Here is a 20,807-nt window from a genome sequence, read left to right as displayed (position 1 = left end):
TGCGAGCGGGTTCAGGGGCCGACCAGCCCTATGCTGCGAGCAAGGTCGCCGAGGGTCGCATCGAACAGTGCGTCGGGATCGCTGACCGGCATCGGGTAGTTGCCGAACACCTCGAGGGTGACGTGCCCGTAGAGTCGAGCCCAGAGGGTCATCATCAGATACGTCACCCCGAGGTCGAGTTTCTCGACCGGGAACTTCTGCCCCGATTCGGCGAGCAGCGCAAGCAGTTCGGTCTGAAAACGCGTCAGATCCTCGCGCAGCGCGTCGGGGATCAGATCCGTCGGTGGGGTCACCAGATCGTAGTTGGCGAGCAGGCGCCCTGCTGTTTCCAGGAAGACTTGCCCGAACGGCTCGTCGAACCGGTGGATCTCGGTGTGGCTTTCGCCGGAGGGCGAGGCGAACACCAGGGTGAACTCGTGGGGGTGCGCCAGTGCCCAGCGACGAAAACCTTTGCAGATACCGAACAGCTGCACCACACCGTCATCGGGCAGCTCGTTGCGCTGACCGGCGAGCTCTTCGGCCAGATCTGCGCAGATATCGCTGCGCAGTGCGGCGAACAGCTCCTCACGGGAGGCGTAATACCGGTACAGCGCCGGGGCGGTGACACCCAGATCACGGGCGATGGCCCGTAATGTCACCGCCTCCGGGCCGTGTTCGACCAGCAGTGTCCTGGTCGCTTGCCGGATGTCCGCGTCGCTCACCGCGGGCATCCGGCCCCGTCGGGCGGGTGGTGTCATTCGTATGTGACCTGCCAGCTCTTGATGCCGTTCAACCAGCCGGAGCGCAGGCGGACCGGTTCGGAGACCTGGCGCAGGTTCGGCATCACATCCGCGATGGCATTGAAGATCAGATCGAGTTGCAGTCGCGCGAGGTTCGCGCCCACACAGTAGTGGGTGCCGGTACCGCCGAAGCCGACATGCGGGTTCGGGTTGCGGGTGACGTCGAACTCGAACGGCTTCTCGAAGTGGTCCTCATCGAAGTTGGCGGAGGCGTAGAACAGGCCGACGCGCTGGCCCTTGGTGATGGCCTGTCCGCCGATTTCGGTGTCTTGCAGGGCGGTCCGCTGGAAGGCGATGACGGGGGTGGCCCAGCGGACGATTTCGTCGGGGGCGGTGCGCGGGCGCTCGGCCCGGTACAGCTCCCACTGTTCCGGATTGTCGACGAAGGCCTTCATGCCGTGGGTGGTGGCATTGCGGGTGGTCTCGTTACCGGCCACGGCCAGCAGGATGACGAACCAGGCGAACTCCTCCGAACTCAGTGCCTCGCCGTCGATATCGGCACTGAGCAGCTGGGTGATGATGTCGTCGGCCGGGCAGCCGCGGCGTTCTTCGGCGAGGTTCCATGCGTAACCCATGACCTGCGCGTTGGCCATCTTGTAGCTGTCGGCGTACTGGGGGTCGTCGTAGCCCATCATCTGGTTCGACCACTCGAAGAGCTTGCCGCGGTCGTCCTGCGGCACACCGAGCAGTTCGGCGATGGCCTGCAGCGGCAGTTCGCACGCCACCTGCTCGACGAAATCGCCGCCGCCGGTTTTCTTGGCTTCGTGCACGATCCGCTCGGCGCGCTCGTGCAGGGCGTCGCGCAGGCTCTGCACGGCGCGCGGGGTGAAACCGCGGGCGATGATGCGACGCAGTTTGTCGTGTTCCGGCGGGTCGGTGTTGACCAGCATGGCGCGCTGGATCTCGATCTCGTCGCGCGTGATCTCGCTGTTGAAGCGGATCACCGCGGTATTGGCATTGGTGGAGAAGACCTCGGAGTTCTTGGAGATCTCCTTGATGTGGTCGAGCTTGCTGACCACCCAGTAACCACCGTCGTCGAACCCGCTCACACCGTTGGGTTGGTCGACCCACCACACCGGGGCGGACCGGCGCAGCTGCGCCCATTCCTCGATGGGCAGCCGAGTGGCGAGCAGGTCGGGATCGGTGAAGTCGAAGTCGTGCGAGATCGTGGGCGAAGACACGCTACCTCCTTGTAGAACACGTTCTACTCGAGTAAACCACGCGGACCTCATTTGTGAACAGGTTTTAGTAAATGATGTTCACTGGAATTTTTCCGCGGCGCCGAGGGCTCGCCGACACGGGGTGCGGCGTCGCCGCCGCCGCGGCGCCATCACATGGTGACGCCGGAGACGAGGTCGACGATCCGCTCCGGGTCCTCATCCAGCGCCAAGTGTCCACAACCCTCCAGAGTGTGCAGGTCCGCTCCGAGGCGGCGGCGGACCGCGGGCCCGAGCCGGCGCGGTGGGAGAAATACGTCGTGTGCGCCGGTTGCGACCACGCACGGTGCGGTGCGCTGGTCGGCGAGAGTCGCGGAGTCGAGCGGTGCTGGAGCGAGGCTGGTTCGGCAGTGCCGGGCCACCAGGGTCATCCAGTCGCACAGATGCTCGGGGATGTGGCCGCCCGGCGCCGTCATCTGCTCCAGTAGACGCCTTGTGGGTACGGGACCTGGCGTGACCAGCCAGGGGCCTGTCGCCGCCAGTAGCTTCGGGGGAACGGACAAGCGCATCAGACCAGCGGGGGCGACCAGTACCCGGGCAGCTATGCGGTCCGACGGACACGCGAGGGCGATCGCGCCGCCGAGTGAGTGCCCGGCCACAACGACCCGGCCGGGGGACACATGTTCCACTACTTCGCTCAGCCAGCGCCCATACCAGTCCATCCGGTCCTTGCGGGGACGCTGCTCTGCGCTCAGTCCCGGTTGGCCGGGCACATCCAGCGCGATGACCGGCCACCGAGCCGCCAGAGCCGCGAGGAAGTCCAGACAGACAGCGGTGTTCATATTCGTGCCCGGGACCACGACGACAGGCGGCCTCGGTCCGGGCGTCTCGGTGCCTACGGCGACAACGCTGGTGGGTCCGGCCGCCGTCGAGATATTCCACCGCCGATGCCGGACGTCCCATTCGTCCAGCCGTCGCTCACACCATGCACGGATCACGCGTTGTCCCTCCGCGCTCCGGTAAATCGAAGTCATTGCGCCGCTTTCGTCTTGTTCTCGTTGCCCTGCGTCGCGTTGCCGAGGGGCCGGGATACAGGGTGATGATCATTGTGCAGCGGACGAGCGGGGGCGCCCGAAGAGTGAAGTGATCAGCCTCACTATTCGCCGTTTCTGGTAGTCGAAAAGGTCATCTGACCAGGAGATCGAGCCGAGGCCGTTGCTGGGGAGCGCGAAAAACGGATGCAGTGGCGCGGGACAAGCAGAAATACTTCCGTGCGGCCAATGAGTTGAGCGAAGCATTCCCGTCTGATCTTGTGTGGCGCCCGGGTGCGGTCATCGGCGACCCACCATCAGCCCCATATGTCGATCCGTTCCCGAGCATTGCGGAGGTACCCGATGTCCAGCGCGTTACCCGATCGTTCGACGGGAGGGCGGACCCCGACCGTGATCCGGTTGCTGGTGTTCGCGACCTTCGTGGTGATCCTGAACGAAACCATCATGATCAACGCGATCCCGCGGCTGATGACCGATCTCGATGTCACCGAACGGTCGGCGCAGTGGGTGTCCACTGCGTTCATGCTCACCATGGCGGCCGTCATTCCGGTCACCGGATGGTTCCTGCACAGGGTCACCACACGCCAGGCCTACACGATCGCGATGGGCGTCTTCCTCGCGGGCACCGCGCTGTCGGCTGTCGCTCCTTCGTTCGCGGTGCTGCTGATCGGGCGGATCGTCCAGGCGGGCGGCACTGCCGTGATGATGCCGCTGCTGATGACCACTCTGATGACGGTGGTACCCGAGCGCGACCGCGGCCGGGTGATGGGCAATGTCACCCTGGCCATCTCGGTGGCTCCCGCCATGGGGCCGGTTATCTCCGGTCTGGTGCTGCAGGTCGGATCGTGGCGTTGGCTGTTCGTGTTGATGCTTCCGATCGCCGGAACGGTCACCTGGTTCGGCCTGCAGCGGCTGGAGAACATCGGCGAACCGCAGACGGGTGCGATCGACTGGCTCAGCGTCGTCCTCGCCGCATTCGGATTCGGCAGCCTGGTCTACGGGCTCAGCCTGTTCGAGCCAGGCAACATCACCGTTCCCGCGCTGATCGTTGTCGCCGGGCTGATCCTCATCGGCGCGTTCGCGGCCCGTCAGCTGCGGCTGCAGCGTACCGGCACGCCGCTGCTGGATCTGCGCATCCTGCTGTCCGGCACATACACCAAGGCGCTGGTCCTCATGGCGATCGCGTTCCTGGCGATGCTCGGATCGATGATCCTGCTGCCGCTGTATCTGCAGAACCTGCGCGAGATGACCCCGCTCCAGACGGGTCTGCTGGTCATGCCCGGCGGACTGGCCATGGGTCTGCTCGGCCCGGCCATCGGCCGCCTGTTCGACCGGCTCGGTGGGCGAGTACTGGTGATTCCGGGTTCGATCGGTATCACGGCCGCGCTGCTCGGATTCACCCAGATCTCGACGACCATGCCCTACTGGCAATTGCTCGCCCTGCACATCCTGCTGATGGTGTCGCTGGCGGCGGCCTTCACTCCGGTGTTCACCCTCGGATTGGGCGCGCTCCCGCAACACCTGTACTCCCACGGCAGCTCCATGCTGGGGACGCTGCAACAGGTCGCCGCGGCCCTTGGCACCGCCCTGGTGATCACGGTGATGTCCACCCTCAGCACCGCGCGGATAGCCGACGGCGCCGATCCGATCACCGCGCAACTCGATGGCATGCGGCTGGCGTTCGCCGTCTCCGCCGCGCTGGCGCTGATCGTGATCGTGATGGCGGTGCTGCTGCCGAATCGGTCCAGTGCCCCGGACGAGTCCGGCAAGACCGAAGCCACCGAACGCGAACTCGTCGGGATCTGATCACTCGTCGAGCCCGGACAGTCGCGTAGCCGGCTTCGACGAAGCCGGCTACGCGGCGGTCACGGGAACCTGCGGACAGTCCCCGGTTTCGCCGGCTGATGAGGGGGTAGACGGTCGAGAAGTTCGGCTCGGTGTCGGGCGCGGGAGCGACGGCCCTCGCTCCTGATCGCCGCCCGCTGCCTCCAGCACAGTGGACCGACCACGCGAAGGGGATCCGAGTGCATTACATCGATAAGACCGTAGGGCAGATGGCCGCACTGATCGGCAAAGTTGCCGGCTCTGTCGTCGGCTCTGTTGTCGGCTCCGCAAGCAGCGGCGCGAACAGCCAGACAATGACCATCGGGCTTCCCCGGCCCGAAGTGGAACGCTTCTGGCGCGAACCGGAAAACCTGTCTGCGGTGCTCGACGGAATCGCCGATATCCGTGCCGTCGCGCCGGATCGTTTCGAATGGGCCCTCGCTCCGGGAAGCGACGACACCATTATCTGGGAGAGCGCAGTCGTTGCGGAGGAGAACAGCCTGCGGTTCGTCGACGCAACCGAGGCCGATGCTGTGCAGGTGCAGCTGAATTTCGCCGACGCTCCTCGGGAACAGGGCACCGAGGTGACGATCCGGGCGAAGACGCCGATTCCGGACCTGCTCGCCGGCGCGGGCATGTTCGCGGTTCTCTACCGTGCGCGAGCGCTGATGCAGACCGGGGAGATCCCCACTTTGGAGAGCAACCCGAGCGCGCGCAAGCGCCCGGCCACCGAGGAGGCGTGATGCGTGCACTCTGCTGGAACGGTGTCGATGAGCTCGCGGTCGAAACCGTCCCCGACCCGGTACTGGTCAACCCGCACGATGTGATCGTGCAGGTGCGATTGACTACTACCTGCGGCTCGGACCTGCATTTCATCGACGGATATCTGCCAGGGATGCGCGAAGGTGACGTATTCGGGCACGAATTCATGGGTGAGGTCGTCGAAGTCGGGCCGGATGTCACCGCGACGAAGCTCGGCGACCGGGTCGTTGTTCCCTCGTTCATCGGATGCGTATCGTGCTGGTACTGCGATCATGACCTGTACTCGGTGTGTGACACCACCAACCCCAACGCTGCAATGCAGCAACCGGTCTTCGGTTACCCGACCGGCGGCATCTATGGCTACACCCATCCCTTCGGCGGCTATCAGGGCTCCCATGCGAACTACATCCGGGTCCCGTTCGGTGACGTCAACTGCTTCACCGTGCCCGACGGTGTCACCGACGAGCAGGCGCTGTTCTGCTCCGATGCCGTACCGACCGGCCTCATGGGAGCCGAGTTCTGCGATGTCTCGCCCGGCGACACGATAGCGGTGTGGGGGAGCGGCGGGGTGGGCCTGATGGCCGCGCACAGCGCCCGGCTGCTCGATGCCGAGCAAGTCATCGTCATCGATCGGTTTCCCGAACGGCTCGCGCTGGCGCGCAGCCGGTTCGACGCGGTGACAATCGACTACACCGACGTGGACAGCGTTCAGGAAGCGCTACGTGAGATGACCGGCGGGCGTGGCCCGGACGCCTGTATCGACGCGGTCGGAATGGAAGGGCACGGCACCGGGCTGCAGCAACTCTACGATCGCGCCAAACAGCTGTTACGGCTGGAAACCGACCGCGCCACCGCGTTACGCGAGGCGATCCTCGCCTGCCGGAAAGGGGGCGTGGTTTCGGTTCTCGGCATCTACGGCCTCACCGACAAGTTCCCCATGGGCATCGTCACCAACAAGAGCCTGACCATTCGCAGCGCTCAGCAACACGGCCAGCGGTATATGCCGCGCATGTTCGACTACATCCAGCAGGGCGACCTCGATCCCTCCTATCTGATCACGCACGATATGCCGCTCGAGGACGCCGTACGCGGCTACGACCTGTTCAAGAACAAGAAAGAAGGGTGCATCCGGGCGGTGTTCCGGCCATGAGCGACGACCCCCGCCCGCTGGGCGGCTATACGGTGACGGTCCTCGTCTATGGAGTGGTCGTGGCCGCAGCCGCGCTGCTGGGCAGCGTGACCGGGCGGCGCCCCCCGCCCGGCATGAGCGTTCGTGAGCTGGTGGTCACCGCGCTGGCAGCGCACAAACTCTCCCGGCTGGCGACCAAAGGCACCGTCACCGCACCGGTACGGGCACCGTTCGCGCGTCCGTCCGGTGCCGGTGGCCCGGGCGAGGTGATGGAGAAGCCGAAAACAGGCAACGATGTCCAGCACAGTATCGGCGAACTGCTCAGTTGCCCGTTCTGCTTCGATGTGTGGCTCGTTACCGGCGTGACCATCGGGCGCGTCTTCGCTCCCCGCGCGACCCGCACGGTGACGGAGGCCGCGGCAGCCTTGGCCGGCGCCGATTTCCTCCATCTGGCCTACGCCACCGCTCAGCAGATCGCCGAAGGCGACTATCGGGTCGCCTGAGTTCGCCTGCCCCGAGCCGTGGCGGACAGGTCAGCGGCCGAACAAGCCGACGAGCGTGCCGGTCGCGGTGATGTGGCCGGTCAACGCTGCGCGTACCTCGCCCGGCTCGGATCCTTCCGGCATCCCGAGCGGGCGGTCGACAGCGTAGAGCCGGAAGAAGTACCGGTGCGCCTCGTCGCCCACCGGCGGGCGTGGTCCGCTCCAGCCGAGCTCGCCGAAATCATTGCGGCCCACGACCGACCCTGCCGGTAGCGCACCGGTATCCACGCCGGTGGCGTCCGGCGCGATCCCGGTGACCGCCCAGTGGGTGAACGTCCCGGTCGGTGCGTCCGGGTCCTCGCAGAGCAGGGCGATCTCCCGGGTACCGTCCGGGATTCCGCCCCATTCCAGCGGTGGAGAGATGTTCTCGCCGTCGTATGCATAGCGTTCCGGGATCAGGGTGTGTTCGTGGAACGCCGCGCTGCGCAGCTCGATCGGGCTTCCGGACGTCGCAGCCGGTGATTCGTCGATATCCGGGTCGCCGCGGCTGGTGCCCCGGGTGCCGCGTGGGCCGGCGGCTCGGTCCGGGTCGCCCATGGCGACCGGCGGGTTTTCCTGCTGTAGTTCCGCGTTCGCCGCGCGGTCGGCGTGCTGGTCCGGTACGCCGCGGTCATCGTATTCCGCACGTAGGCGGGTTCGGCGCACGTCGTAGTGGTGGCTGCCTGGTTTCGGCATGATTTTCTCCCATGCGGTAGCGGTTCCAGGTGCCCGTCCGGAGCGAGTCGCAATGTCCAGCGCATCCGTCGGGCAACGTCTTCACCGCATTGCCGCTCCGGCCCGGGCCAAACAGGGGCACCGCAGGAAGTCCGGCTGGTCTGCGTGGCGTGGACGAAAGCGGGTACGTGCCGGTCAGGAATCCGATAACGAGCATCGCGAGGAGCTGATATGGCTGTCGAGCAGCGCAATGTGATCGACATTCTGACCCACGATCACCGCGAAGTGGAACGGATGTTTACCGAGCTGGAGACCCTCATCGGGGTGGACAGCGACGAGGCCCGGTCGCGGTCGAAGGACCTGACCGAGCAAGTCACCATCGAATTGGTGCGCCATACGGTCGCCGAGGAGGCCGATGTGTATCCGGAGGTGAAGAAGAAAGTCAGCGATACCGAGGCCGAGCGCGCCAAACACGAGCACGCAGAAGCAGAAGAGACGATGAAACGGCTGGAAAGCCTACGGCCGGGAGACCCGAAGTTCGACGCCGAGCTGATGACGCTGATGCGCGAGATCCGCACCCATGTTGTCGAAGAGGAACAAGAAATGTTCCCCCATATGCGCAGCATTTTCACCGAGGAGGAACTTGTCGACCTGGGCCGGAAGGTGGAGACGACGAAGAAGATCGCGCCGACTCGCCCGCACCCCGGCGCCCCCGACGAACCACCCGGCGACAAACTGCTCGGACCCGCTGTCGGCCTGTTCGACCGGATGCGCGACGCGATCTCCCACCGCGGTACACAGCGTTGACCAGAGAAGATGCTACCGGTCCTCGGTGCGGTGGCATTCGGAGATCGACGCCCTGCACGCCAACGGAGTGCAGGGCGTGATATCCGCCCGGCGGCGCGTGACCTGTGCTATCCGGTGGCAGGTTCAGGCGGGCCAGGGTTGTTTGGCGAGGGTGAACTGCATGACGTCGACATAGCCGTTGCGGAAGAAATCGGCGCATCCGGTCAGATACTTCATATAGGTGTCATAGGTCTGCGTGGAGGTGAGGGCGACTGCTTCGGCTCGCTGCTCCCGCAGCGCCTGCGACCAGCAGTCCAGCGTGCGCGCGTAATGCTGTTGCAGTGACTGGACACGTTCGACGGTGAAACCTGCGGTTTCGGCGCCGGTGATGACATCCTGCCGTTCGGGCAGTTGGCCGCCGGGGAAGATCTCGTACTGGATGAACCTCGAGAACGCCAGCACCTCGCGATTGATCGGCAAGCCCTTGGCCCGGAGGTCGTGACGGTTGTATCGGACGATGGTGTGCAGCAGCATCCTGCCGTCGGCTGGCAGGACGGTATGGCACTTGTCGAAGAACGCGGGGTAGCGTTCCCGCCGAAAATGCTCGAACGCCCCGATGCTCACGATCCGATCCACCGGTTGATCGAATTCTTCCCAGCCGTGGAGCAGAACCTGCGCCTCACGCTCTGGCGGGCAGCTCTTATCGAGCAACCTGGCGACGTATTCGTATTGGTTGCGGCTCAACGTCAACCCGATCACATTCACGTCGTATCGCTGAAGCGCGCGCACCATGGTCGAACCCCAACCACAGCCCACGTCGAGCAGGGTCATCTCCGGTCGTAGTTCGCACTTGCCCAACGCGAGGTCTATTTTGGCCTGCTGTGCCTGCTCGAGGGTCAGGGAATCGCGCTCGAAGTAGGCGCAACTGTAGGTGCGACTGGGATCGAGGAACAATGCGAAGAAATCGTCGGAAAGATCGTAGTGCGACTGAACATTTTCGTAGAACGGAGCCAAACTCGACACGGTGGTGCTCCTTCTCTCGCGACGCACCGTAGATGCGTCTCGCCCGGTTTCGCCTGAAGGGTCTACACCGACTTGTTGGAGCCTGCCGTCATGGTGACCCGCAGCGGCAATAATAAATCGCTTACGGGTGGCGACGCGTTTCGTTGCGCGTGTCGACATCAAGAGCCCTGCGGGTCCTCCGGAACGGGCGCGGCAGTGCCGTCGGTTCGGGTCCGTTTCCAGTCGCCGAACGGCTCGTCACGTTCCCGGACGGCTTCACGGAAACCAACTGTGGCCGACCGGAGCTGAAAGGAATAACCCTCTGGGGTATGCCGGGAGATGCCGTCGAAGACGGTGCTGATCATGCCGGAATTCGCAACGCCTTGGGCCAGCAGAGCACTGTTGAGCGCGAGTTTGGCCATGATGAGCTGATTGACGGGCACTCTCGCGATCCGCTCGACCAGGGCTTCGGTGCGCTCGTCGAGCTGGTCGGCAGGTGGCGCCTCGACGGCAAGGCCCCACTCCTGCGCCTGCGTGCCGGTGAGGCAGTCCCCGGTCAGCAATAGTCGTTTGGCGCGTTGGTCGCCCAATCGGTGCGCCCACATGCCTGCGGCGGGGATACCCCATACCCGGGCGGGTGGATACCCGATCTTGGTGTCGGCCGCGCAAATGATCTGGTCCGCGTACAACGCTATATCGGTACCGCCGGCCACCGCGAAGCCGTGCAGCTTGGCCACCGTCGGTTTGTTCGCATACAGCAGGCTGGAGAAACCCCGGTTGAACCGGCTCATCATCTGGTAATCGATCATCGGATCCCAGGTACCGAACGGGTTGTGGTTACGCATCTGAACCATCGGGTCGAGCACCGTGCCGCGCATCTCGCTCGCCTCGCCGCCGGCTGCTGCCGGGTTCTCGGCGAAAATCGATAGATCGTAGCCGCCGCAAAATCCTTTACCGCGCCCCGATACCAGGATCACGTGAACGTTCGGGTCCAGATCGGCTCGCTCCACTGCCGCGGCCAACTCGACCGGGGTGTCGGCGGTAATCGCATTTCCCCGTTCCGGACGGTTGAAAGTAATGCGAGCCACGCGACCGGTGACCTCATAGGTCAATGTCCGGTACCCGCCGGGTTCGGAAGATTTTTCAGCTTCTTCCCGTCCCGCGAACAGCGATTCGGGACCCTCTGTCAACCCCTCGTACCAAGCGGCGGGACGCGTACCGGAATGATGCTCGTAGTCGGGCAACGTCTTTTCCTTTCGGTGGGTCACGGCCTCATGCGCAAGTACTGCCCGCACACTCGGCTCGCCTGCGCACCCCCGTCGATGTTCCCAAACATCGGGGTAGTCGAAGAGCTGAAATGCGAGGCAAATCTCGCGAGGTGGTGTAGATCGGGCAGGAACGGACACCCAGGCATCGCATATTCCGGCCTGTTCCGATCAGAGGGAGAAGCAATGCGAGCATTACGCCGTTTACTACTGGCCGCGGTGCTGACCGGTGCCTTCACCTTCGCCGCTACGGGTACCGGTGCCGCGCAACCCCCCGGCCCGGTCCAGCCGGTCGCGCTGTCCGGGCAGGACAGCACTTATCTGGTGGTATCCCACCAGGCGCATATGTCGGAGATGATCTCCGGTGCGCAGGCTGCGGTGATGGGCACGTGCCCGCAGGTGCGTCAGCTGGGCCCGATGCTGGTCGTCGATCACACGCGCCTGGATGCGATGGGGGCCGCAGTCGCGTTACCCAACGCGGTGATGCTCCCCTTGACTCCGAACCCCGAGCAGTCCCAGCAGCTGTTGGACACCGCAATGCAGAGGGGGCGCGACTTCGACCTGGCCTGGCTGCGCATGCAGGAACGCTTCCATATCCAGTCCCTGCAGGCCGGTGCCCAGCAGGTGCAGAACGGGAACTCCGAGCAGGTCACCATGCTCGCAGAGTCCGCCGCACCGACCATCGAACACCACCTGGAGATGGTGCGCGGCGCTCTGGCTACCTGCTGAGCGCCGGCTCATCGGCGGTCTGGCAGCCAGTACCGTGTCCGGCATGGGCACGACGCAGGGAGCGCATGGCCGAAGCGAAGGCGGAGGTACGCCGACGCTGTCGACTTCCGGGACGCGCAGGCTCGCCGAAGCGTGCCGTGCCGATGTCCCGGTGCTGACCGAGCGCCTGATGTCGGCGATCTTCACCGACAACCCCGAATGGACCGACTACACCTCGGTACCCCGCGCAGATCTGGTCGACGGATGCCGCCGTTACCTCAGCCGCATCCTGGATCTGCTCGTCGGGAAGACCGGCGATCCCGAGGGCGACGAAGTGGCGGCGACCATCGGCAGGCACCGTGCCGAGCAGGGGGTGCCGCTGGAAACAATGCTGCGGACGTTCCGGCTCGGCGGTGGGATCATCTGGACCGCGCTGCTCGATCGAGCCGAGTGCGCGGACCCGCAGGAGCTGCGGGAGGCAGGCACCGCCATGTGGACGGTGGTCGACGGTTTGTCCTCGGCGCTGGTCACCTCCTACCGCAACACCGAGCTCGAGCAGGTGCGTCGCGACGAGCGCAGGCGGCACGCGCTGATCGAGGATCTGCTGGCAGGCCGCGCCCACGATGCCACCTTCGCCTCGCGCGCCGCGCGTGAACTGAACCTGCCCGCCCAGGGCGACTACCTGGTGGTGGCCGCGCACGGTGACGCCCGGCCTCTGCGCACAGGTATCGAAACGGTCTTGGCGGCGTCGGGCATCCGCTCGGTGTGGCACGACCGAGTCGAGACCATGGTCGGGCTGGTGTCGGTGGAGCAGCGATCGAGCGACACCGTGCTGCAACGGCTGCGACCGCAGATCCGTGGCCGGGCCGGTGTCTCTCCCGCTGTACCGGGGCTGGCGCAGGTCGCGGTGGCGCATGCGCTTGCACTTGTCGCGTTGCAAACATTGCCCGATGACGCGACGGGCTTGGTGTCGCTGGACGAGCGGTACCCCGAGGCTCTGTTGGTCCGGTCGCCCGATCTCGCTGCGCTGCTGCGGCAGCACGCCCTCGGCCCGGTCCTCGCCCTGCCGGACAAGGAGCGTGCGGTTCTGCTCGATACGTTGACCGTCTGGCTGGGGGAGAACCGCTCGGCGGCCCATGCGGCGACCCGGCTGCATTGTCACCGCAACACCGTGATCAATCGGTTGCAGCGCATCGCCGGACTACTGGGCCGGCCGTTGGAAGGACAGCGCTGCTACCTGGAGCTTTCATTGGCGTTGGCGTCGGTGAAACTCGAGGCTGCCTCATCTTGACTGTGCTGTGCGCCCAATTCTTCGGTGTAATTCCTGGGCTTCGGCGTCATTGTTTGTGCAGTCCGTAGCGACCAGACTCGTTTCGTGATTCCCGCCGCATCCGGGCGGGATCGTGCTGATTCGAGACGAGGAGCACCACGAGTGCCGGAATTCGATCTTCTGATAGTCGGCGGCGGACCGGGTGGTTATGTGGCTGCTATTCGCGCAGCCCAACGTGGTCTGTCCGTCGGCGTGGTGGAGAAGGAGCGCCCAGGCGGCGTCTGCCTGAATTGGGGTTGTATCCCGACCAAGGCCATGTTGCGCTCGGCCGAGGTCTTCCAGATGGTGAGTGCCGCAGCGGAGTTCGGCATTCACGCCGACGATGTCCGCTTGGACTTCGCTACTGTGTGCCAACGCAAGGACGGCATCGTCAAGGGACTCACCGACGGCGTCGCGGGACTGCTGCGGGCAAACGGGGTGACTCTCATCGAGGGACACGCCCGATTCGTCGGCGCCACCGAGGTCCAGGTGCACTCGGTGGGATCGTCGCCGATCTATTCGGGTGGCCCGCGCTATGCCGCCGCCCCCACCGAGCCGATCAGGCGGGTCGACGCCAAAGATGTGATCATCGCGACCGGTTCGGTGCCCGCACGGCTGCCGATTCCAGGCGCGGATCTGCCCGGTGTGATCACCTCCGACGGAGCATTCGGGTTGACCGAGGTGCCGCGGCGGCTGGTCGTGATCGGCGGCAGCGCCGTCGGCGCGGAGTGGGCCAGCCTGTTCGCCACCTTCGGTAGCGAGGTGACGATCGTCGAGTTGCAGGACCGCCTGGTTCCGTTGGAGGACAAGGAGATCGGCGCGGCACTTGGCCGGTCGTTCGCCAAGCGGGGTATCACCGTGCTGACCGGGTCGACGGTCGAGTCGATCACCGGGCAGGACGCGCTCCGGGTGACCGTCGGCGGGCCCCGAGCCAGGGAACTGGACGCCGATGTGGTGCTCATGGGCGTGGGGCGGCGGCCGAACACCGCCGAACTCGGGCTGGATGCGGCCGGAGTCGCCACCGACGAACGGGGATTCATCCCGGTAGACGATCAGCTGCGCACCGGCGTCGAGCACGTCTATGCCATCGGCGACGTCACGGGGCGGGCGTTGCTCGCACACGTCGCCTCGCATCAAGGCCTCACCGCCGCCGACGTGATCGCCGGACATCAGGCCCATATCGATTACACGGTGATCCCCGCAGCGACTTTCACCCATCCTGAGATCGCGAGCGTCGGCCGGACCGAGGACATGGCTCGCGCCGAGGGGCTCGAGGTGATCAGCGCGAAGTTCCCCTTCGCGGCCCTTGGCCGGTCGAGGACCTTCGGCGACACCGAGGGATTCGTGAAGATCATCGCCGGACGCCGGCATCGCGAAGTGCTCGGCGTGCACATCATCGGCCCGTCGGCCAGCGACCTGATCGCCGAAGGAGCCCTGGCGATCACGCTAGAGGCGACTCTCGACGAACTCGCCGACACCATCCATGCCCACCCGACCTTCGGCGAGATAGGTATGGAGGCCGCCCTGACCGGGCTCGGCCTGCCCGTACACATCGCGCCGCATCAGCGCTGAGGAGACTCACCGTGACCACGACCACGGCATCGCGCAAGACCTCCGGGAAGACCTCGCCGAGCAAGCCGCGCCCAGCGGCGAAAACACCGGGCGACACCCGCCTCGCCGACGAGGACCCGCAATTCCTGCGCACTCTGTACCGCGACATGCTGTTCGTGCGGCGTTTCGAGGAACGCACCGCGCAGAGCTACCAGCAGGCCAAGATCGGCGGCTACTGCCACCTCAACCTCGGTGAGGAGGCGACCGTGGTCGGTTTGGCCGCCGCGATGCGGCCCACCGACTACCTGTTCACCAACTACCGCGAGCACGGTTACGCCCTCGCCAAGGGCATCGAACCCGGCCGGGTGATGGCTGAACTGTACGGGCGCACCACCGGCACCTCGAAGGGCTGGGGTGGCTCGATGCACATGTACGACACCGCCACCCGGTTACTGGGTGGTTACGGCATCGTGGGCGGCCAGCTTCCGCTGGCGGTCGGCGCGGCACTGGCGGTCGACTATCGAGGCGATGACGACGTGGTGGTGTGCCAGATGGGTGACGGCACCACCAATATCGGCGCGTTCCACGAAGCGTTGAACATTGCGGCGCTGTGGCGGCTCCCGGTGGTGTTCCTGGTTATCAACAACCAGACCGGGATGGGCACCACGGTCGAGCAATCCTCGTCCGAACCGGATCTGTACAAGCGGGCCGCTGCCTATCGGATGCGTGGCGAACGGGTCGACGGTACCGACGTACTCGCCGTCCGTGATATCGCCTGCGATCTGTTGGAAGGTGCGCGCAACGAAGGGAAGCCCGCCCTGCTCGAGGCGGTAAGTCACCGGCTCAAGGGGCATTCGGTGGTCGATCCAGCGAAATATCGCAGCGCCGACGATATCGCGGCAGCCCGCGACCACGACCCGATCGTGCGATTCCAGGCGGCCTTGCGCACAGCCGAGGTGCTGACCGAGCAGGACGTGACCGAGATCGAGGAGGGGGTGCGCGCGGAAGTCGCCGCGGCAGTTGAGTTCGCCGACGCCAGCCCGCACCCGGAACCGTCGAGCCTGTTCGACTACACCTATGCCACCCCGGTCGAGGGTGACTCCCGCCGCCTGCCCGCCGACCCACTCTTCACCGTCTGAGGACTCCCACCGTGCCTGTCATGACTTACCGGGAAGCGCTGCGCGAAACCCTTCGCGACGAAATGCGGCGCGACGACGATGTTTTCCTGATCGGGGAAGAGATCGGCGTTTTCGAAGGCTCCTACAAGATCACCGCCGGACTGCTGGCCGAATTCGGCGAAAAGCGGGTGCGCGACACCCCCATTGCCGAGGAGGGTTTCGTCGGCGCGGCCATCGGGGCCGCGATGCTCGGACTGCGCCCCGTCGTGGAAATCATGACGATCAACTTCTCGCTGCTGGCGCTGGATCAGATCGTCAACCACGCCGCCAAGATCTACGGCATGTTCGGTGGGCAGACCAGCGTGCCGATCGTGATCCGCACCCCGGGTGGCGGCGGCCAGCAACTCGGCGCCACCCATTCACAGAACATCGAGCTTTACTACGCATTCGTCCCCGGCCTGAAGGTGGTGGCGCCGAGCACCCCGGCGGACGCCCGCGCCCTGCTGAAGGCCGCGATCGAGGACGAAGACCCGGTGTTGTTCCTGGAGAACCTTGCGCTCTACAACACCAAAGGTGAAGTCCCCGAGAACCTTCCGCCCGCCCGTATCGGCAAGGCGGCAGTGACTCGCGAAGGCACCGACATCACGCTCATCGGCTACTCACGGATGGCCGTGGTGGCCGGCCAGGTCGCCGACCGGCTCGCCGCGGAGGGCATCTCGGTGGAGGTCATCGACCTGCGCAGCCTCCGCCCACTCGATCGCGAGACCCTCGTCGCGTCGGTGCGCAAAACCGGCTGTGCCGTCATCGGCGAGGACGACTGGCTCACCTACGGCATCGGCGCGGAAGTGGCCGCGTCGATCTCCGACGGAGCCTTCGACTATCTGGATGCGCCGGTACGCCGGGTGGCGATGGCCGAGGTGCCGCTGCCGTATGCCAAACCGCTCGAACGCATTGCGCTGCCATCGGCCGACTCCCTCTACACCGCTGCGGTGGAAACCCTGGCGGCCGTGGGCCGTCGGCGCTGAAACGGAACCCGAAGGACAACGACCGTGCCCGAAATCACCATGCCTCGACTCTCCGACACCATGGAGGACGGGGTCGTCTCGGCCTGGCTCAAACAGGAGGGTGACCAGGTCACCAGCGGCGAAGTGCTCGCCGAGATCGAGACCGACAAGGCCCTCATGGAGCTGGAAGCCTACGAGGACGGGGTGCTCGAACAGATCCTCGTCGAGGCGGGCGCGCGCGTGCCGATCGGCGAGCCGATCGCCATCCTCGGCGACGGGACAGCAACCCCGGCCCGTACCGCCGCAGGGACGCAACCAGGAGCTGCGGCGGCGCCCGAACCTGCCGTGCCACCGGTCGCCGCGCAGCCCACTGTCGCTCCCGGTGCTCCCGCACCGAACGCGGACAGCGCGGTGGCCGGTGCTCCTGCGGCTGGACGGACGGGAGACGGCGCAGTGCGCAAGAAGTCCTCGCCGCTGGCGCGCAAGATCGCTCAGGAGCTGGGTGTCGATCTGGCCGGGGTCACCGGCAGCGGCCCCGGCGGGCGTATCACCCGGCGAGACGTCGAGGACGCGCACCGCGCCGCCGCCCGCCCGTCCAGCACTGGCGGGTCCGCACCCGGCTCCGACGCGGTGGTGGAATCCAAGTCTGCCGGACCGGTTACCACGTCCGGCGATTACGACGAAGTCCCGCTGACCACGATCCAGCAGGTGTCGGCCCAGCGTCTGAGCGAAAGCATGCAGCAGGCGCCCCACATCTACCTGACCAGCGCGATAGATGTCACCGACCTCATGGCTTTCCGCGCGGAGGTCAACACCACGCTGGCAGCGGCCGACAAGGGCAAGGCCAGCGTCAACGATCTGCTGATCAAGGCGGTCGCGGTGGCATTGCGCCTCGAACCGGCCGTGAATGTCTCCTTCGCCGGGAACACACTGCACCGGCATCGGGGCGTTCATCTGGGCGTCGCCGTCGCCACACCGGCCGGCCTGCTGGTCCCGGTGATCCGCGACGCCGACCGCAAAAGTGTTTCCGAGATCGCCGCCGAGACCAGGGACAAGGCCGACCGCGCCCGGGAACGTAAGCTGCGCGCCGACGAGATGACCGGCGCCACATTCACGATCTCCAACCTGGGGATGTTCGGCATCGAGCAGTTCACCGCGGTGATCAACCCACCCGAATCGGCGATCCTCGCCGTGGGTGCTGTCCGCGACGAGCTGCGGCCGGACGGCGACGGGGTGGTGTGCCGGAAGATCCTGCGTGTCACCCTGTCCGCGGATCATCGGGCGCTCGACGGTGCGGTGGCCGCGCGTTTCCTGCAGCAGCTGCAGCAATTGCTGGAACATCCGCTGCGTATCGTGACCTGACCTGCGGGACGCGGACAGCACGGTCGCAGGGACAGGCGCCACCAACAGCGCCTGCCACCGGTCAGGCGGAAGGTGCTTCCTGAGGTATGCCCTGGCGGTCGGTCGTGGTGGGACGCTTCGCAGCGAACGAGGATGCGAGCCAGGCGCAGACGATCAACTGGATCTGGTGGAAGATCATCAGCGGCAAGACGAGCAGTCCGACCGGCTGTCCGGTGAACAGGACCGTCGCCATCGGCAGGCCGGTCGCCAGGCTCTTCTTGGACCCGCAGAAGATGATCACGACCCGGTCGGCCCATGCGAAACGGAGCCAGCGGGCCACCAGTGTGCAGGTGACCAGGACGGTGGCGAGGATGGCGCAGCAGATAGCGCTCACGATGAGGATCTGACCCGGCGAGGTCTTGCTCCAGATGCGTTCGTTCATCCCCTCGCTGAACGCGGTATAGACCACGAGCAGGATCGATCCGCGATCGACCAGCGTTGCCGCGCGGCGCCGCCGCTGCAACCACGGGCCGAGCTTCGGCCGCAGTGCCTGCCCGATCAGGAACGGAACCAGCAGTTGCACGACGATGTACAGAGCTGAGGACGGATCGATGCGCGCCGATTCCGCGGTGTCGATCAACATGACCACGAGCAGCGGCGTGACGAACACTCCGAGGAGGTTGGAAAAGGAGGCGCTGACGATGGCGCCCGGGAGGTTTCCCCCCGCGATCGAGGTGAAGGCGATCGACGATTGCACCGTGGAAGGCACCAGGCTCAGAAACAGCAGCCCGATCCGCAGATCATCAGCGATCACCCCGGAGGTCAGTGCCCACGCCGCCAGGCCGATCAGCGGGAACAGCACGTAGGTGAGGGTCAGGATGGTCCCGTGCAAGCGCCACTGCCGCAGACCCGCGAGCGCTTCGGCCGGCGCCAGGCGCATACCGTACAGCAGGAACAACACCGCGATCGCCAGTTTCACCAGCCACTGCGCGGCGTCCATGAACACGCCCTGGGCGGGCAGGACCACCGCGACCGCGACCATCCCGAATATCGCCATCACGAAACCGTCGAACGCCTGCGCAAACTTCACGCGGCCCACCGTAGCCACCCGTATGTTATCTGAAAACACGATGGCACCGATAAGTGTGATCGCGATTTGTGATATACAGCCGGGGTGTTCGAACCGAATCTGGTGCGCAGCTTCTTGACGGTGGTCCGGTCCGGCAGCTTCTCCGCCGCCGCTACGCAACTCGGCGTGCGCCAGTCGACCATCAGCGGTCATATCGCCCGGCTGGAACGGCAGGCCGGTGCGGTCCTGTTGCTGCGCGATACCCACCGCATGGAATTGACCCCTGACGGCACCGCGATGGTGGGATTCGGGCAGGCGATCCTCGAGGCCCACGAGCGGGCCCACCGCTACTTCGCCGAGTCGGTGCTGTCGGGCCCGCTACGGTTCGGTGCCGCCGAGGACCTGGTAGCCCGGGGCCTGCCGCGCATCCTGCGGGAATTCCGCGCCCGGCATCCGCGGGTCGACCTCCAGCTGACCGTCGGGCTGAGCCGCACCATTCACGACCGGCTCCGTGCAGGTGAGGTCGACCTCGCCTTCGTCATGCGCCGGCCAGGAGAGACCCATGGGCAACCCATCCACCGCGATCAATTGGTGTGGGCGGGGCCTGCCGATGTGAGCGAACGCGACGCCACCGAGCCGGTGCCGCTGGTCGCCTACCCACCGCCGAGCATCACCCGGTCCTGCGCGTACACCGCATTACACGAGGCGGGAATAACCCTCCGCCCCGCATGCACAGCCAACTCCCGCGCCGGGTTACGCGCAGCGGTACTGGCAGGACTCGGCTACATCGTGCACCCGCGTTCCCTCCTGCCCGACGGGCTCGTCCCGATCGGCGACCAACTCGGTCTTCCCGATCCGGGGACGGTGGAATTCGTGCTGATCCACCGCCACAGCGCCCCCAACCACGCCGAGCAGGCGCTGACCGAGGCGATCCGGCAATCACTCCCGCAGCCCGGGGAGACCGAGGACCGGACAGCGAGGTGATCTGCCCGCCCCTCCGCCTTCAGAGCGACTGCCGGTACCCGTAGTACTCGTGGTCCTCGTTGTAGCCGCCGTGCCCGCCGCCGACTTCCGAGAAATGGTTGACGAATTCGATCGCCGCGATCCATTTGACGTGTTTGAAACCGTGTTGCAATTCGTTGCGCAGGCGCAGCGGCGCGCCGTGGCCGTAGGTCAGCGGTGCGTCGTTCATGTCGTAGGCGAGCATCGTCAGATGGTGGCTCATCTGTTCGATCGCGTGTGCGTCGTAGTAGGTTCCTCCGTCGGAACCCTCGGCGAGGGAGTAGAAGACCACCCACTCGGCCTCCGGAAGTGGTTCGACGAGGTCGAGTATGGTTTGCATCGAGACGCCACCCCATTTGGCCACGCCCGACCAGCCCTGGATACAGAAGTGCTGGGTGGTTTGCTCGTGGTAGGGCAGCGCACGTAACTGTTCGAGGGAGAGCTCGACGGGATTGCGCACCTGCCCGAAAATGCGCAATCGGTAATCTTTGAACCCGTTTTCGAACATCTGCTGGTACTCGTCGTTGTCGGGGTAGGTCCCGTTGTGCCACAGGTACGGGGAGATGTCCGAGTCCGTATACGCGCCGGGCTTCGCGTCCGCGTACTCGAACAGGCGCTGCACCGGCCCGATCAACGCGTACCCGACGCGCTGCACCACGCGCGGATGACGGAACGTGAACGGGGTGGCAGCCACCCAGCCGATCACGACCACGACCATCGCCACGGTGAAGACACCGAAGCCGACCCAGCTGT

The 20,807-nt window shown here is 65.8% G+C and carries 20 protein-coding genes; 12 read left to right on the top strand and 8 right to left on the bottom strand.

The genetic code is table 11. From position 1 onward, the window contains the following. Window positions 1–11: 11 nt before the first annotated feature. The 3 genes from B0T44_RS14405 to B0T44_RS14395 form a co-directional block, all read right to left on the bottom strand. Window positions 12–710 carry a TetR/AcrR family transcriptional regulator gene (locus B0T44_RS14405; protein WP_245839176.1) on the bottom strand — a complete coding sequence of 233 codons (699 nt, stop codon included), beginning with the start codon at window positions 708–710 and terminating at the stop codon, window positions 12–14. Between the two features lie 23 nt (window positions 711–733). Continuing rightward, window positions 734–1,960 carry a cytochrome P450 gene (locus B0T44_RS14400; protein WP_077114839.1) on the bottom strand — a complete coding sequence of 409 codons (1,227 nt, stop codon included), beginning with the start codon at window positions 1,958–1,960 and terminating at the stop codon, window positions 734–736. Window positions 1,961–2,109: 149 nt separating this feature from the next. Beyond that, on the bottom strand, window positions 2,110–2,934 hold the full coding sequence (locus tag B0T44_RS14395; protein ID WP_217697421.1) for an alpha/beta fold hydrolase: 825 nt from the start codon (window positions 2,932–2,934) through the stop codon (window positions 2,110–2,112). Between the two features lie 312 nt (window positions 2,935–3,246). On the opposite strand from B0T44_RS14395, the gene B0T44_RS14390 reads away from it, so the two are divergent. From B0T44_RS14390 to B0T44_RS14375, 4 genes are all read left to right on the top strand, one after another. Further along, window positions 3,247–4,794 (top strand): MDR family MFS transporter, encoded by a 1,548-nt coding sequence (locus B0T44_RS14390; protein WP_175647922.1) that lies wholly within the window; start codon window positions 3,247–3,249, stop codon window positions 4,792–4,794. A 248-nt stretch (window positions 4,795–5,042) separates the two neighbouring features. Then, window positions 5,043–5,555: an SRPBCC family protein gene (locus B0T44_RS14385; protein WP_077114836.1), complete on the top strand. Its 513-nt coding sequence runs from the start codon at window positions 5,043–5,045 to the stop codon at window positions 5,553–5,555. Further along, the gene (locus B0T44_RS14380) at window positions 5,555–6,724 is read left to right on the top strand and encodes a zinc-dependent alcohol dehydrogenase (protein WP_077114835.1); all 1,170 of its coding nucleotides are present in this window, start codon (window positions 5,555–5,557) and stop codon (window positions 6,722–6,724) included. Before B0T44_RS14385 ends, B0T44_RS14380 begins: the two co-directional genes overlap by 1 nt. Then, window positions 6,721–7,206 (top strand): DUF1360 domain-containing protein, encoded by a 486-nt coding sequence (locus B0T44_RS14375; RefSeq protein ID WP_077115128.1) that lies wholly within the window; start codon window positions 6,721–6,723, stop codon window positions 7,204–7,206. Before B0T44_RS14380 ends, B0T44_RS14375 begins: the two co-directional genes overlap by 4 nt. A gap of 30 nt (window positions 7,207–7,236) precedes the next feature. Here B0T44_RS14375 and B0T44_RS14370 read toward each other — a convergent pair whose 3' ends face one another. Further along, window positions 7,237–7,920 carry a YbhB/YbcL family Raf kinase inhibitor-like protein gene (locus tag B0T44_RS14370; protein ID WP_217697420.1) on the bottom strand — a complete coding sequence of 228 codons (684 nt, stop codon included), beginning with the start codon at window positions 7,918–7,920 and terminating at the stop codon, window positions 7,237–7,239. Between the two features lie 210 nt (window positions 7,921–8,130). On the opposite strand from B0T44_RS14370, the gene B0T44_RS14365 reads away from it, so the two are divergent. Then, window positions 8,131–8,706: a hemerythrin domain-containing protein gene (locus B0T44_RS14365; protein ID WP_077114834.1), complete on the top strand. Its 576-nt coding sequence runs from the start codon at window positions 8,131–8,133 to the stop codon at window positions 8,704–8,706. A gap of 123 nt (window positions 8,707–8,829) precedes the next feature. Here B0T44_RS14365 and B0T44_RS14360 read toward each other — a convergent pair whose 3' ends face one another. Together B0T44_RS14360 and B0T44_RS14355 are read right to left on the bottom strand one after the other, a co-directional pair. Next, the gene (locus tag B0T44_RS14360; RefSeq protein WP_077114833.1) at window positions 8,830–9,708 is read right to left on the bottom strand and encodes a cyclopropane mycolic acid synthase family methyltransferase; all 879 of its coding nucleotides are present in this window, start codon (window positions 9,706–9,708) and stop codon (window positions 8,830–8,832) included. Window positions 9,709–9,866: 158 nt separating this feature from the next. Further along, window positions 9,867–10,955, bottom strand: coding sequence for a crotonase/enoyl-CoA hydratase family protein (locus tag B0T44_RS14355; RefSeq protein WP_425436801.1), 1,089 nt, complete (start codon window positions 10,953–10,955; stop codon window positions 9,867–9,869). Window positions 10,956–11,138: 183 nt separating this feature from the next. Between B0T44_RS14355 and B0T44_RS14350 the strand changes: the two genes are divergently transcribed. The 6 genes from B0T44_RS14350 to B0T44_RS14325 all read left to right on the top strand — a co-directional run bounded on the left by B0T44_RS14350 (window position 11,139) and on the right by B0T44_RS14325 (window position 18,004). Beyond that, the gene (locus tag B0T44_RS14350) at window positions 11,139–11,681 is read left to right on the top strand and encodes a DUF4142 domain-containing protein (RefSeq protein WP_077114831.1); all 543 of its coding nucleotides are present in this window, start codon (window positions 11,139–11,141) and stop codon (window positions 11,679–11,681) included. A gap of 43 nt (window positions 11,682–11,724) precedes the next feature. Further along, window positions 11,725–12,951 (top strand): PucR family transcriptional regulator, encoded by a 1,227-nt coding sequence (locus B0T44_RS14345; RefSeq protein ID WP_081512133.1) that lies wholly within the window; start codon window positions 11,725–11,727, stop codon window positions 12,949–12,951. A 141-nt stretch (window positions 12,952–13,092) separates the two neighbouring features. Beyond that, window positions 13,093–14,541 carry a dihydrolipoyl dehydrogenase gene (gene lpdA, locus B0T44_RS14340; RefSeq protein WP_077114830.1) on the top strand — a complete coding sequence of 483 codons (1,449 nt, stop codon included), beginning with the start codon at window positions 13,093–13,095 and terminating at the stop codon, window positions 14,539–14,541. Window positions 14,542–14,552: 11 nt separating this feature from the next. After that, entirely contained in the window at window positions 14,553–15,659 is a 1,107-nt protein-coding gene (pdhA, locus tag B0T44_RS14335) for a pyruvate dehydrogenase (acetyl-transferring) E1 component subunit alpha (RefSeq protein WP_081512131.1), read from the top strand. Between the two features lie 20 nt (window positions 15,660–15,679). Continuing rightward, the gene (locus B0T44_RS14330) at window positions 15,680–16,663 is read left to right on the top strand and encodes an alpha-ketoacid dehydrogenase subunit beta (protein WP_217697419.1); all 984 of its coding nucleotides are present in this window, start codon (window positions 15,680–15,682) and stop codon (window positions 16,661–16,663) included. A gap of 24 nt (window positions 16,664–16,687) precedes the next feature. Next, on the top strand, window positions 16,688–18,004 hold the full coding sequence (locus tag B0T44_RS14325) for a dihydrolipoamide acetyltransferase family protein (RefSeq protein WP_175647921.1): 1,317 nt from the start codon (window positions 16,688–16,690) through the stop codon (window positions 18,002–18,004). A gap of 61 nt (window positions 18,005–18,065) precedes the next feature. On the opposite strand, the gene B0T44_RS14320 is transcribed toward B0T44_RS14325, so the two are convergent. After that, window positions 18,066–19,040 (bottom strand): bile acid:sodium symporter family protein, encoded by a 975-nt coding sequence (locus B0T44_RS14320; RefSeq protein WP_139347670.1) that lies wholly within the window; start codon window positions 19,038–19,040, stop codon window positions 18,066–18,068. Window positions 19,041–19,157: 117 nt separating this feature from the next. Here B0T44_RS14320 and B0T44_RS14315 point away from each other — a divergent pair, with 117 nt between their 5' ends. Then, window positions 19,158–20,036, top strand: coding sequence for a LysR family transcriptional regulator (locus B0T44_RS14315; protein ID WP_077114827.1), 879 nt, complete (start codon window positions 19,158–19,160; stop codon window positions 20,034–20,036). 19 nt (window positions 20,037–20,055) lie between these two features. Here the strand turns inward: B0T44_RS14315 and B0T44_RS14310 are convergent. After that, a partial coding sequence (locus B0T44_RS14310) for a molybdopterin-dependent oxidoreductase (protein ID WP_176219222.1) occupies window positions 20,056–20,807 on the bottom strand: 752 nt, incomplete at its 5' end.

The organism is Nocardia donostiensis (assembly GCF_002081715.1).
Classification (GTDB): domain Bacteria; phylum Actinomycetota; class Actinomycetes; order Mycobacteriales; family Mycobacteriaceae; genus Nocardia; species Nocardia donostiensis.
This window is presented reverse-complemented; position numbering and strand designations above follow the sequence as displayed.